Below are 12,365 nucleotides of genomic sequence, written 5' to 3'. Positions count from 1 at the left end.
TCGCGCCATGGCCCGCGTCTATGTCTCCACCGTCATCAACGCCCGCAACGACCGCGTCTGGGCGCGGGTGCGCGACTTCAACGGCTTGCCGAACTGGCATCCGGCCATCGCCGAAAGCCGCATCGAAGGCGGGGAGCCCTCGGACAAGATCGGTTGCGTCAGAGATTTCCGCCTGCGCAACGGCGACCGCATCCGCGAGAAGCTCTTGGGCCTCTCCGACTACGACATGTTCTGTACCTATTCGATCCTGGAATCTCCGATGGGCGTCGAGAATTACGTTGCCACGCTGCGGCTGACCCCCGTCACCGACGGCGACCAGACCTTTGCAGAATGGACCGCCGAGTTCGACTGCGCGCCGGAGCGCGAGACCGAGCTCGTCGGCAATATCGGCGGCGGCGTGTTCCAGGGTGGGTTCGACGCGCTGAAGCGCGTGTTCGAGGCTGACCGTGCCGCATATCGTCAAGAGCACGATCCTGGATGCGCCGACCGATGCGGCGTGGGCCATGCTGCGCGATTTCAACGGGCACGATCGCTGGCATCCGGCGGTCGCGACCTCCTCCATCGAGCGCGCACAGTCCTCCGACAAGATCGGTTGTATCAGGCGGTTCAAGCTCAAGGACGGCTCCGAGCTGCGCGAACAATTGCTGGCGCTGTCCGACCTCGAACAGAGCTTCAGCTATTGCCTGCTCGATACCCCGATCCCGATGTTCAACTACGTCGCCCATGTCCGCCTGCTGCCGGTCACCGACGGTGACCGCACTTTCTGGCATTGGGAGTCGCGCTTCACCACCAAGCCCGAGGACAAGGACCGCATCACCCATATGGTCGCCGAAGACATCTATCAGGCCGGATTCGATGCGATCCGCCGACACCTGAGGGAGGCCGCATAATCATGGCCGTGACGGTCAAGACCTTTACAAGCGCCAGCGAGGCGGCCGGCGCGCTGTCGTCGGATCGCAGCGCGCGCTATCTCGGTGGCGGCACGCTGATGATGCGCGCGTTGAACGAAGGGGACGTGTCGATCTCGACCGTCGTCCGCGCGCAGGATCAGGCCCTCACCCGGATCGACGCATCGGGTCCGCGCATCACGTTGGGTGCCGGCGTTACCTTCGCCCGCATTCTTGCGGAACGCGACCTCGCCTTCCTGCATGCTCCTGCCCGCTCGATCGGCGGTCCAGCCGTGCGCAACATGGGAACCGTCGGCGGCAACCTCTTTGCGCCAACTCCCTATGGCGATTTCACCGTCGCGATGCTGGCGCTCGATGCCACCGTGGCCGTGCAAGGCGGCTTTGGCGCGCGCGACATTCCGATCGAGGAGTTCTTGCAGGCGCGCGACCGCCAGGCCGGCACGCTCGTGCTGTCGGTGTCCTGCACCCGTCCGGCCGGCACCGAGGCGTTCCGCTATCGCAAGATCGCCCGGATCAAACCGAAGGGCGGCTCGGTCATCACGCTGGCCGCGCATCTGCCGATCAGCGGCGGCCGGATCGCAGGCGCTCGCATCGCGCTGGGATCGATGGCGCCGACGCAAATCCGCGCCCGTGCCGCCGAGCGGGCGCTGGAGGGCCGCTCGCTGGATGCCGCCACCATCGCGGCGGCCGCATCCGCGGCGACCGAGGGAACGTCGCCATCCGACAACGCGCTCGGCAGCGCCTGGTATCGCCGCGAGATCGTCGGCGTGCATCTGCGCCGCCTGCTGTCAGGCCAGGAATAGATCGCCATGACAAAGATCCCCCTGCAATTTCGCCACAACGGCCGCGACGTCGCGATCTTCGTCGACGGCGGCACCAATCTGCTGGTCGCGCTGCGCGAGCTGATCGGCGACATGACGCCGAAGTTCGGCTGCGGCCAGGGCGGCTGCGGCGCGTGCAGCGTGCTGGTTGACGGCGAGCTGCACCTGTCCTGCCTGACGCTCGCCGAGACGGTCGCCGGCCGCTCGATCGAAACGCTCGACGGCATGAAGCAGGGCCCGAACCTGCATCCGCTCCAAAGTGCGTTTGCCGACCATTTTGCCGCCCAGTGCGGCTATTGCACGCCCGGCATGCTGATGGCCGCAAAAGCCCTGCTCGACCGCAATCCATCGCCAAGCCGCGACGAGGTCATCGAGGCCATCTCCGGCAACATCTGCCGCTGCACCGGCTATGAGCCGATCATCAATGCCATTCTCGCCGCCGCAGGCGGCCGGGTCAGCGCCTGAAGGACGCCGCGCCATGCTGGAATTACGCAAGGACATCTTCGCCGACGAGCGCGACGACAACCTCAAGGAAATCGGCAAGGGCACCCAGCGCCAGGACATGCTCGGCCACGTCACGGGCACGTCGAGCTATTTCAATGACCATCAACTGCAAGGCATGTTGCACCTGAAGGTCCTGCGCTCGACCCAGGCCCATGCACGGCTGCGCCGCATCGATACCACGGACGCGGAACGCTCGGCCGGCGTCCGCCGGATCATTCGTGGCGCCGACGTTCCGGTCAACCTCAACACGCTTCTCCAGCCTCATCAACTTCGGCAAGGACGACGAGCCGTCGCTCGCGGTCGACAAGGTCCGCTACAAGGGCGAGCCGATCCTCGCCATCGTCGCCGACAGCGAGCGCGAGGCGTTCGAGGCCATCGCCAAGGTCAAGGTCGATTACGAGCCGCTGCCGGCCGTGTTCGACGTCGAGGACGCGCTGAAGCCCGGCGCCCCCGTGGTCAACGAGACCTATCCGAAGAACGCCTTCATCTATCACGACGTCTATGACCACCAGCGCCTGCGTTTCGGCGATGCCGACGCGGCGCTTGCGAGCGCCGAGCACGTGCTCGAACAGCGTTACCAGATGTCGCCGATCGAGCACGCGCCGACCGAGACGAATGGCGCCATTGCCGCGCCCGACACCAACGGCCGCTACGTCGTCTACACCTCGACCCAGGCGCTGTTCTTCTCGGTCGACACCTGCGCCAAGATCCTGGACGTGCCCTCCAACACCTTCCACTTCATCGGCGGCACCGTCGGCGGCGGCTTTGGCGGCAAGGTGGATACCTTGACCGAGCCGCTCGCCATTCTCGGCGCAATGCTGACCGGGCGACCGGTGCGCTACGTGTTCGGGCGCGAGGAGGAGATGCAGTACGGCCCGCCACGCGGCGCCGAGCGCATCTACATCAAGGACGGCGTCATGCGCGACGGCCGCATCGTCGCGCGCAAGATCCGGGCCTATTTCGACAGCGGCGCCTATACCAGGCTGTCCAGCTATGCCGCCGTCAAATGCGCCGCGCATCTGCCGGGCCCCTACACCATCCCCAACGTCTACGGCGACGTCTATTGCGTCTTCACCAATCGCACGCCGGCGACCGCGATGCGCGGCTTCGGCGTCACCGCGATGGATTTTGCCATCGAGTGCCAGATGGACAAGCTGGCAAATCTCGTCGGCATGGACCCGATGGAGTTCCGCATTCTGAACGCCTATCGCGACGGCGACATGAAGGCACACCGGCGTGAAGCGAAGAACACGGCGCTCATCGAATGCGTCCAGGTCGCCGCCGAGAAGGCCAAATGGCCGATCCGCGACGAGTTCAAGCGCGCCTCTTCGCGCAAGGACGGCGGCGGCAGCCGCGCCGCGATCCCGCCGACGCCGACGGATTCTTCGCGCGCGAGGCCGGCGCCGGCGCAGCAGCGCACCAGCTATGACCGCGCGCCGGTGACCGCGACACGGGAGCCGCCGCGCGACCCGCCGCCGCCGGCGCCGCCCCCTCCCCCGCCGCGCTCGGCCGCGCCATCGCACGGCGCGACGCGGTTCTCATCCGTGTTCGGGACCAGGAGACGCTGACATGACCCGGCATCGCGGACGCGGCATGGCGTCGATCAACTATCCCATCGGCATGAACCTCGGCGGCGATCCGAGCCAGGCCCTGGTCCACTCCAATCCCAGCGGCAAGTTCACCGTGGCTTTGTCGTCGATCGACCTCGGTCAGGGCATGAAGTCGGTGACGCGGCAGATCTGCGCGGAAACGCTCGGCGTTCCCGTCGAGGACGTCTATGTCGACACGGCGGACTCCGACACCGGCCCGCACTGCATGGGCTCGTTCGCCTCCCGCGGCACCCACCGCGTCGGCAACGCGGTGATGGCCGCCGCCCGCGAAGCGCGCGGGGTGATGATGGAAGCGGCGGCCGAGGAGCTGGAGGTCAACGCCGCCGATCTCGACACCGACGGCCGCGGCAACATCCACGTCAAGGGCGCGCCGCACCGCTCGATCTCGACCAAGGACGTCGCGATTGCCGCGCAGTTCAAGCAGGGCAAGACCATCTCCGGCCGCGGCATCTTCCTGGTCCCGCTCTCCGATGTCGATCCGGAGACCGGCGAGATGTCGCCGGCGACCTGCTACGCCCATGCCTGTCTGGTCGCGGAAGTCGAGGTCGATGACGAGACAGGCGACGTCGCGATGGTGCGGATGGATTCCGCCTATGAGCTCGGCCGCGCGCTCAACCCGCGCTTGGTCGAACAGCAGCTGGTCGGCGGCGCCTGGATGGGCGTCAGCCACGCGCTCTACGAGACCCCGGAGCCGTATTATCCCGATCCCGTTCATGGGCCCCGCGACTTCGTCGAATATCTGATGCCCGGCCCCGGCGACATCTGCCCGCACGATATCGCGGTGCTGGAGCGTCCGGCGCCCGATGGTCCCTTCGGGGCCAAGGGACCTGGTGAGATGTGTGCCAATCCGGTGCTGCCGGCCGTCGCGAATGCGATCTTCAACGCCGTCGGCGTCCGCATCGACGACCTGCCGATCACGCCCGAAAAGGTGCTGCGCGCGATCAAGGCCCAGGGTGGCGCGCGGCCGCAGGCGCGGCGTTAGGGGATCGGCCGTGGCGGTCCGCAGCAACATCGTCGGTATCGACAGCCCGGAGGCGCTGGAGAAGGCGCTGCGCGCGGCCTATTACCTCGCCGACGAGGGGCTGGCGACAGCTGCCTATCTCGGCCTCGCACTCGGCAAGCCGCTGCTGCTCGAGGGCGCGCCGGGCGTCGGCAAGACCGAAGCCGCAAAAGCGATCGCTGCCGTGCTCGGCCGCCGCCTCATCCGCCTGCAATGCTACGAGGGCATCGACGCCTCCGCCGCGCTCTATGAGTGGAACTATCCGCGCCAGATGCTGGCGATCCGCCAGGCCGGGGACGAGAGCATCGATATCTATGGCGAGGCCTTCCTGATCGAACGTCCCATGCTGGCCGCGCTTCGCGCACCCGATTCAACCGTGCTCCTGATCGACGAAATCGACCGCGCCGACCAGGAGTTCGAGGCGTTCCTGCTCGAGTTCCTCTCGGACTTCCAGATCTCGATTCCCGAGCGCGGCACCGTACGCGCCGCCGAGCGGCCGGTCGTCGTGCTGACCTCGAACCGGACGCGCGATCTTCACGAAGCCCTGCGGCGCCGCTGCGTCTATCACTGGATCGACTATCCGACCGCGGAGCGCGAGGCGCGGATCATCATGATGCGCGCCTCCAGCGTCGCCGAGTCCACGGCCCGCGCCGTCGTCGCCGCCGTGGAAAGATTGCGGCGCGAGCCCCTGAGCAAGGCGCCCGGCATCGCCGAGGCCGTCGACTGGGCCGAAGCCGCGACGCTCCTCAACAAGGGCGGCGCGCGCTGGCCGGATGCCTTCAAGCGGTCGATCGGCGTCGCGCTGAAGGACGAGGAGGATCTGCACTTCATCGCGCCCCGGCTCGACGCCATGCTCGCGGAGGCGACCGCATGAACACCGAGCCCCGGCTTCCGCGCGCCGCCCGCGTCTTCGTCTCCTTCGTTGCGCTGCTGCGCGCCAACAGCTTTGCGGTCGCGCCGGAGCAGACCACCGCGTTCCTCACCGCGATCGAGCTGCTCGGCCCGCGGGACCTCGAGGATATCAGGCAGGCGGCGCTCGCCACCCTCGCCCCGCCGCCCGAGCGCCGCGCCACTTTCGACCGGCTGTTCGATCTGCACTTCCGAGGCAGCGAGGCGATCGAGCGCGCCGACGACGGCGAGGACGACGAGACCGTCCGGCTCCAGGAAGAAGGTCGCGGCGACGAGGAACCATTGCTGTCCGATGACGCCAATGAATCCGGCCTCACTGCCGCACGGACCGAGGCGCTGGTCGAGCGCCGCTTCGCGCAACTCTCCACGACCGACGCCCTGCGCCGCCTGACGCGCGAGGCTCCACGACGCCTGCCGCGGCGCCGCGGTCACCGTCGCATGCGGACCCGCCGCGGCCCGTTCGCCGACCTCCGCCGCACCTTGCGCGACAGCGTTCGCAGCGACGGCGAGATCCTGCGGCTCGGCCACATGAAGCGGCGTCAGCGCCCGCGCAAGATGCTGCTGCTGATCGACGTCTCCGGCTCGATGAAGAGCCGCACCGAGGAGAACATGAAGCTCGCGCATGCGCTGGTGCAGGTTGCGCCCAATGTCGAGGTGTTCACCTTCGGCACGCGGCTGACCCGGGTCACCCGTCCGCTGCGGCTGAAGCGCCGCGAGCAGGCACTGAACGCGGCCGCGCATCTGGTCAGCGACTGGGACGGCGGCACCCGCATCGGCGACGCGCTCCAGGCCTTCCTCGCCGTGCCCCGCTTCGGCGGCTATGCCCGCGGCGCCGCTGTCGTGATCATCTCGGACGGATTGGAGCGTGGCGAGCCCGACGCGCTGCGCGATGCGGTCGCAAAGCTGTCACGGCGGGCTTGGCGGGTGAGCTGGCTGACGCCGCTGGCGACAGGCCCCGCCTTCCGCCCCCAGACCGAGGCGCTCATGGCCATCGAGCGCTTCGTCGACGACCTCGTCGACGGCGGCTCGAGCGCGTCGATCGTCGCGCACATTCTGGCGCTGGGACGAAGGAGAGCGGCGTGACCGATATGATCGACGGGCATCACCACATCTGGCGGCAGGCCGACCTGCCCTGGCTGGTCGGGCCGATGCAGCCCCGCATCTTCGGACCCTACGAGCCGATCCGGCGCGATTATCCGATCCAGGAATATCTCGACGACCTCAAAGGCACCGGCGTCACCCGCTCGGTCTACGTCCAGACCAACTGGGCCAACGACCGTTTCGAGGACGAAGCCGCCTGGGTCCAGCAAACCGCCGACGCGCATGGCTGGCCCCATGCCATTGTCGCCTACGCCAATTTTGCCGTGGACGACGTGCGACCTCAGCTCGATCGCCTGAAGCGCTATCCCCTGGTGCGCGGCGTGCGCATGCAGCTGCACTGGCACGAGAACCCGCTCTACCGCTTTGCAGCCCGCGCCGAGCTCTGCGCCGATCCGATGATCCAGCGCAACATTGCGCACCTTGCCGACTATGGCTGGAGCTTCGATCTGCAGGTGTTCACGCCGCAAATGCCGCAGGCCGCTGCGCTCGCAGAAGCCTGCCCCGACGTCACCTTCATCCTCCAGCATGCCGGCATGCTCGAGGATCTCTCGCCCGCCGGCCGCGCAGCCTGGCGCGCCGGCATCGCGCGGCTGGCAGCCTGTCCGAACGTGGTCGCCAAGCTGTCGGGGCTCGGCACCTTCATCCATCGCAACGACCCCGCGCATGTTGCCGACGTCGTCACCGACACGGTCGCGGTCTTCGGCGCCGAACGCTGCCTGTTCGGCTCCAATTTTCCGATCGAGAAATTGTGGACCAGCTATCGCGAGCTCGTCGATGCGTTTCGCGCAGCGGCTGCGCCGCTGAGCACCGAGCAGAAGGACGCGATCTTCAAGACGACGGCAATGCGCGTCTACCGGCTTTGACAGGCAAGGGACAGGACAGGGAGAGCAACGAATGGCGCTGGAGATCAAGATCCTGGACTATGGCGATATCGAACTGGAATCGAGCTTTCTGGTTCTCGGCCGCGACTGCGGCCGCACCCGCCGCGTCCTCACCCTCGGCTTCCTGATCCTCGGGGGGAAATATCCGGTCGTGGTCGACACCGGCTACCGCTCCAACCAGATCATGGAGACGCTGGGCATGCGCGGCCTTCAATACCACGAGAACATGATCGAGAACCAGCTGGCGCGCCACGGCGTGCGCATGGGTGACGTCCGTTTCGTCTGCCACACGCATCTGCACATCGACCATGCCGGCAAGGATGATCTGTTTCCGATGAACACGACGGTGGTCCTCAATCGCAAGGAGCTGGAATATTCCGTCTCCGGCCTGATGCATCCGCAATACCCGGCGCCCGATATCAAGCACCTGATCGACCGCCTGCATACCAAGAGCGCGCTGCGTTTCCTCGACCTCGAGATCACCGGCCCGATCGAGCTGATGCCCGGCGTCTATTGCGACGCCGCCAATGCGCATACCGAGGGATCGATGAACGTCATCGTCGAGACCGCCGACGGCATCGCGACCATCTGCGGCGATGTGATCTACGACTTCAACGACCAGATCGTCACGCCCTTCAACGAGATCCACGACTGGGAGCCGCGCACCACCGGCAACCACGGCACCAGCAAGCGCGCGGAGAAGGCCTCGATCAAGAAGCTGCTCAGCAATTCGCGCTATCTGCTGCCCGTGCACGACCGTCCGGCCAAGATCGAAGGCGGCAATGTGATCGGGCGCCTGCACGACCAGGTCCCCGGACCGGTCGTGCAATCGCTGCCGGCGCGCAACTGGTTTCCGGCGTGACGTGACTTGAGGATCGAGCGATGACCCACGTCACCTTGCGAAGCGAGTTCGAGACCCTGATCGATCCCTACGCGCCGGTCGCGCAGGTCGGCACCGGCTTCGACTTCACGGAGGGGCCTGTCTGGCACCCGATCGATCACTATCTGCTGTTCTCGGACATGCCTGGCGACGTGCGGCGGCGCTGGGACCCGCGGCGCGGCGTCGCCGAGGTCAAGCGCCCGTCGAACAAATGCAACGGCATGACCTATGACGCCGAGCTGAACCTGATCGTCTGCGAGCACGCGACCTCGCAGCTGGTCCGCGAGCGGCCGGACGGCCGGCGCGAGGTGCTCGCCTCGCACTTCCAGGGTCAGGAACTGAACAGCCCGAACGACGTCTGCGTGCACTCCTCGGGCGCGATCTATTTCTCGGACCCCTGGTACGGCCGCATGCCGGTCTATGGCGTCGAACGACCGCGGCAACTCGGCTTCCCGGGCGTCTATCGCGTCGTGCCCGGCGGCGAGCCGAAGCTCGTGGTGGACCGCACATTGTTCGACCAGCCGAACGGATTGTGCTTCGCGCCGGACGAGAAGCTGCTCTATGTCAACGACACCGTCCAGGCGCTGATCCGCGTGTTCGAGGTCGCCGGCGACGGCTCGCTGTCCAATGCGCGCGTGTTCGCCAGCGGCATCCGCTCCGAGCTCGAACCCGGACTGCCCGACGGCATGAAGTGCGACCAGCACGGCAATGTCTGGGTCACCGCGCCGGGCGGCGTCTGGGTCTATTCACCGCGCGGCGAATTGCTCGGCAAGATCCGCCTTCCCGAGCTCGTCGCCAACCTCGCCTGGGGCGGCCCGGATTTCCGCACGCTGTATCTGACCTCGACGCATTCGGTCTACGCCATCCCGACCAAGGTCGGCCCACGCCATGAGCCCTATATGAACGCCAGACCTGGCAGCGGCCCCGCGGCTGCCGGCTCCGTACCTGCTGCCCCCATCCTTGCCGATGGCGAGATGCATCTCGATCCGCAGCGCTGTGCCATGATCATCCAGGATCTCCAGAATGACGTCATCATGGCCGGCGGCGCGTTTGCCGATTCCGGAGCGCCGGAGCATGCGCGGCAGCAGCACGTCGTCGAGAACGTTCGCCGTCTTGCCGAGGCCGCGCGGGCCCACGGAATCGTCATCATCCACGTCTGGTTCGTCGTCGAGCCAGGCGCGCCCGGGGTGACGCTGAACGCCCCCTTGTTCGAAGGCTTGGTCGACAGCAAGGCGATGGTGCGCGGCAGCTGGGGCGCGGCGCCGGTTTCGGGTCTCGAGCCGAGGCCCGGCGATTTCGTCGTCGAGAAGATGCGGATGAGCGCCTGGGAGGGCACGCGGCTGGAGACGATCCTGAAGGCGACCGGGCGCGACATGATCATCAACACCGGCGCCTGGACCAACATGTCGGTCGAGCACACCGCCCGCACCGGCGCCGACAAAGGCTACTTCATGATCGTCCCGGAGGATTGCTGCTCCACCATGAATGCCGACTGGCACAACGCCTCGATCAACTTCGCCATGCAGAACGTCGCGATCGTCACCCGGGCGGACGCCGTCATCCGGGCGTTGGGATGAAACGTGGCGAAGCTCCTGCATCTGTCCTGCTCGCCCCGCCCCGACTCCGAGTCGAGCGCCGGCGCGCGCGTCTTCCTTGACGGGTTTCGCCAAACGCGGCCGGACTGGGACATCGACGTGATGGATCTCTGGCGCGAGCGGCTGCCGGAATTCATCGGTCCCATCGTCGAAGCCAAGTATGCGCGAATGAAGGCGCAGGCGTTCGACGACGCGCAGCGCCACAGCTTTGCCGAGGCGGAGCGGATCGCGTTGCGCTTCTCGCTGGCAGATCGCGTGCTGATCTCGACGCCGATGTGGAATTTCGGCATTCCCTACAAGCTGAAGCAATGGTTCGACATCGTCATCCAGCCCGGCCTGACGTTCCGGTTCGATCCAGCGCAGGGCTATCTTCCGCTGCTCAAGGACCGGCCAACCATCGTCATCCTCGCCTCCGGCGGCGATTTTGCCACCGGCATGAACCGCGGCCGCATCGACATGGCAACGCCCTATTTGCGCGAGGCGCTTCGCTTCATCGGCGTCAGCGACGTGCGCTTCGTGCCGATCGGACCGACGACGGGACCGACCGAGCCAATCCGCGTTGCGCGCGAGGCGGCATATCGGCAACTGGGGCAGATCGCTACGCGGTTCTGATCAGCTCGTACGTATCCGGTGGCCGTAGCGGAACGCGCTGAGGACAAGCTGCCAGCCTTCATTTCTGGACGGCGACGCCAGGACTCTCGGCGGGTTGCGCCGGCAAAAGGGCCGTCCTCGGACGACTTAAAATAATCTTGGTATTTGAATGAGTTACGCGTCTGGTGCGCTCGGAGGGACTCGAACCCCCACGATTTTACTCACTGCCACCTCAAGGCAGCGCGTCTACCAGTTCCGCCACGAGCGCTTTGGGGATGCCGGCTTGAGGCTTGAAGGCCGGCCGGATCAACGGCGCCGATCTAACAAATCCATCAGGGGGTACAAGCCTGCAAAGGCCCTGAATTCCACAAGCTTTGCAGGAAAGTTCGGGCCCCGCGCCAAATCCGCCCTATCCCCGGTGCCCAGGCCGCTACCGCGTGCCCGGGTCGCTACCGCGTACCCGGTGAGCGCGGCAGCATCTGCTTGACCTCGACCGCGATTCGGTTGCGGTCCACCAGCACGACGCCGGAGGCGACCGGCAGGTTGTTGGCCAAGACCTTGACCTCGTCGGCCTCGGTTGCGTCCAGCTCGATAATGGCGCCGCGGGAAAGACGTAATACCTGATGGATCGGCATCGTGGTCGTCCCGAGCACGACCATGAGATCCACGGTGACTTTATCGAGGGTGGGCACTGTCAGGACCGCCGCAACTTGGGACTGGGACTTGGAATGTGGGACCGACCAAGGGACTTGGACTTGGACTTGGACTTGGCATTTGCCCCCGAGATGATCACCACGTTATGGTTAGCCAATGGTTAATTCGCCGCAAAACCCCCGTCAAAACCAGCGTGAAGGGCTCGATCTGACGCCGTTTTCCGCTGCCGGCGGCGAGCCGGTCGAGTGGCGAATCTCGGACGCGCCGGTGCCTTATCCGGAAGCGGTGGCCGCGATGGAAGCCCGGGTTGCGGCCATCGCGGCGGGCGAAGCCGCGGAGCTGGTCTGGCTGCTCGAGCACCCTCCGCTCTACACCTCCGGCACCTCGGGCAAGGATACCGACCTGCGCGATCCCCGCTTCCCGGTCTTCGCCACCGGACGCGGCGGCCAGCTCACCTATCACGGGCCCGGCCAGCGGGTGGCCTACGTCATGCTCGACCTCAAGCGGCGCCGGCCGGACGTCCGGGCCTATGTCGCGAGCCTGGAGGAGCTGATCCTGCGCACGCTCGCCGCCTTCAACGTCCGCGGTGAGCGGCGCGAGGACCGGGTCGGCGTCTGGGTCAAGCGGCCCGACAAGGGCGCGGACCACGAGGACAAGATCGCGGCGATCGGCGTGCGGTTGAAGCGCTGGGTCTCGTTCCACGGCATCGCGATCAATGTCGAGCCGGAGCTCTCGCATTTCGCCGGCATCGTCCCGTGCGGCGTCGTCGATCCCCGCTACGGCGTCACCTCGCTGGTCGATCTCGGCCAGCTCGTGACCATAGCCGACGTCGACATCGCGCTACGCCAGGCGTTCGAACAGCTGTTCGGACCGACCCGCGCGCTGCTGCCGGAAGCGGCGATCTGAATCCC

The 12,365-nt window shown here is 66.7% G+C and carries 12 protein-coding genes, 1 tRNA gene and 2 pseudogenes; 13 read left to right on the top strand and 2 right to left on the bottom strand.

The genetic code is table 11. The annotated features are described in order from the left end of the window. Positions 1-7: 7 nt before the first annotated feature. The 12 genes and pseudogenes from ACETMP_RS04090 to ACETMP_RS04035 form a co-directional block, all read left to right on the top strand. Positions 8-436: pseudogene (locus ACETMP_RS04090) on the top strand (SRPBCC family protein); the annotation flags it as partial. A gap of 10 nt (positions 437-446) precedes the next feature. Next, positions 447-890: an SRPBCC family protein gene (locus ACETMP_RS04085; RefSeq protein ID WP_375159984.1), complete on the top strand. Its 444-nt coding sequence runs from the start codon at positions 447-449 to the stop codon at positions 888-890. A gap of 2 nt (positions 891-892) precedes the next feature. Further along, the gene (locus tag ACETMP_RS04080) at positions 893-1,711 is read left to right on the top strand and encodes an FAD binding domain-containing protein (protein ID WP_375159983.1); all 819 of its coding nucleotides are present in this window, start codon (positions 893-895) and stop codon (positions 1,709-1,711) included. 6 nt (positions 1,712-1,717) lie between these two features. Beyond that, positions 1,718-2,194: a (2Fe-2S)-binding protein gene (locus ACETMP_RS04075; RefSeq protein ID WP_375159982.1), complete on the top strand. Its 477-nt coding sequence runs from the start codon at positions 1,718-1,720 to the stop codon at positions 2,192-2,194. Between the two features lie 13 nt (positions 2,195-2,207). Continuing rightward, positions 2,208-3,801 (top strand): annotated as a pseudogene (locus ACETMP_RS04070) (xanthine dehydrogenase family protein molybdopterin-binding subunit). A 1-nt stretch (position 3,802) separates the two neighbouring features. Beyond that, positions 3,803-4,825 carry a xanthine dehydrogenase family protein molybdopterin-binding subunit gene (locus ACETMP_RS04065; RefSeq protein ID WP_375159981.1) on the top strand — a complete coding sequence of 341 codons (1,023 nt, stop codon included), beginning with the start codon at positions 3,803-3,805 and terminating at the stop codon, positions 4,823-4,825. Between the two features lie 10 nt (positions 4,826-4,835). After that, complete coding sequence (locus ACETMP_RS04060) at positions 4,836-5,717, top strand: AAA family ATPase (protein ID WP_375159980.1); 882 nt, start codon at positions 4,836-4,838, stop codon at positions 5,715-5,717. Next, the gene (locus tag ACETMP_RS04055) at positions 5,714-6,835 is read left to right on the top strand and encodes a VWA domain-containing protein (protein ID WP_375159979.1); all 1,122 of its coding nucleotides are present in this window, start codon (positions 5,714-5,716) and stop codon (positions 6,833-6,835) included. Before ACETMP_RS04060 ends, ACETMP_RS04055 begins: the two co-directional genes overlap by 4 nt. Continuing rightward, positions 6,832-7,716: an amidohydrolase family protein gene (locus tag ACETMP_RS04050; RefSeq protein WP_375159978.1), complete on the top strand. Its 885-nt coding sequence runs from the start codon at positions 6,832-6,834 to the stop codon at positions 7,714-7,716. The genes ACETMP_RS04055 and ACETMP_RS04050 overlap by 4 nt, the downstream gene beginning before the upstream one ends. A gap of 31 nt (positions 7,717-7,747) precedes the next feature. Next, complete coding sequence (locus tag ACETMP_RS04045) at positions 7,748-8,596, top strand: N-acyl homoserine lactonase family protein (RefSeq protein WP_375159977.1); 849 nt, start codon at positions 7,748-7,750, stop codon at positions 8,594-8,596. 20 nt (positions 8,597-8,616) lie between these two features. Continuing rightward, positions 8,617-10,191, top strand: coding sequence for an isochorismatase family protein (locus ACETMP_RS04040; RefSeq protein ID WP_375159976.1), 1,575 nt, complete (start codon positions 8,617-8,619; stop codon positions 10,189-10,191). Positions 10,192-10,194: 3 nt separating this feature from the next. Continuing rightward, positions 10,195-10,821 carry an FMN-dependent NADH-azoreductase gene (locus tag ACETMP_RS04035; protein ID WP_375159975.1) on the top strand — a complete coding sequence of 209 codons (627 nt, stop codon included), beginning with the start codon at positions 10,195-10,197 and terminating at the stop codon, positions 10,819-10,821. Between the two features lie 162 nt (positions 10,822-10,983). Here ACETMP_RS04035 and ACETMP_RS04030 read toward each other — a convergent pair. Then, positions 10,984-11,068 (bottom strand) — tRNA-Leu (locus ACETMP_RS04030). Between the two features lie 181 nt (positions 11,069-11,249). Next, positions 11,250-11,492 carry a FliM/FliN family flagellar motor switch protein gene (locus tag ACETMP_RS04025; RefSeq protein ID WP_018647371.1) on the bottom strand — a complete coding sequence of 81 codons (243 nt, stop codon included), beginning with the start codon at positions 11,490-11,492 and terminating at the stop codon, positions 11,250-11,252. A gap of 118 nt (positions 11,493-11,610) precedes the next feature. Here ACETMP_RS04025 and lipB point away from each other — a divergent pair, with 118 nt between their 5' ends. Further along, the gene (gene lipB / locus ACETMP_RS04020; RefSeq protein ID WP_375159974.1) at positions 11,611-12,360 is read left to right on the top strand and encodes a lipoyl(octanoyl) transferase LipB; all 750 of its coding nucleotides are present in this window, start codon (positions 11,611-11,613) and stop codon (positions 12,358-12,360) included. Positions 12,361-12,365 lie beyond the last annotated feature (5 nt).

The sequence above is a fragment of the Bradyrhizobium dasycarpum genome, assembly GCF_042019905.1.
Taxonomy (GTDB): domain Bacteria; phylum Pseudomonadota; class Alphaproteobacteria; order Rhizobiales; family Xanthobacteraceae; genus Bradyrhizobium; species Bradyrhizobium japonicum_B.
The sequence above is the reverse complement of the archived record's forward strand: the minus strand, read 5'-3'. Positions and strand labels throughout refer to the sequence as shown.

Bases quoted from the DNA above. Each gene is read 5' to 3' on its own strand.
- ACETMP_RS04075 (WP_375159982.1), top strand. From the start codon at position 1,718: ATGACAAAGATCCCCCTGCAATTTCGCCACAACGGCCGCGACGTCGCG.
- ACETMP_RS04045 (WP_375159977.1), top strand. From the start codon at position 7,748: ATGGCGCTGGAGATCAAGATCCTGGACTATGGCGATATCGAACTGGAA.
- ACETMP_RS04055 (WP_375159979.1), top strand. From the start codon at position 5,714: ATGAACACCGAGCCCCGGCTTCCGCGCGCCGCCCGCGTCTTCGTCTCC.
- ACETMP_RS04080 (WP_375159983.1), top strand. From the start codon at position 893: ATGGCCGTGACGGTCAAGACCTTTACAAGCGCCAGCGAGGCGGCCGGC.
- ACETMP_RS04040 (WP_375159976.1), top strand. From the start codon at position 8,617: ATGACCCACGTCACCTTGCGAAGCGAGTTCGAGACCCTGATCGATCCC.
- lipB (WP_375159974.1), top strand. From the start codon at position 11,611: ATGGTTAATTCGCCGCAAAACCCCCGTCAAAACCAGCGTGAAGGGCTC.
- ACETMP_RS04065 (WP_375159981.1), top strand. From the start codon at position 3,803: ATGACCCGGCATCGCGGACGCGGCATGGCGTCGATCAACTATCCCATC.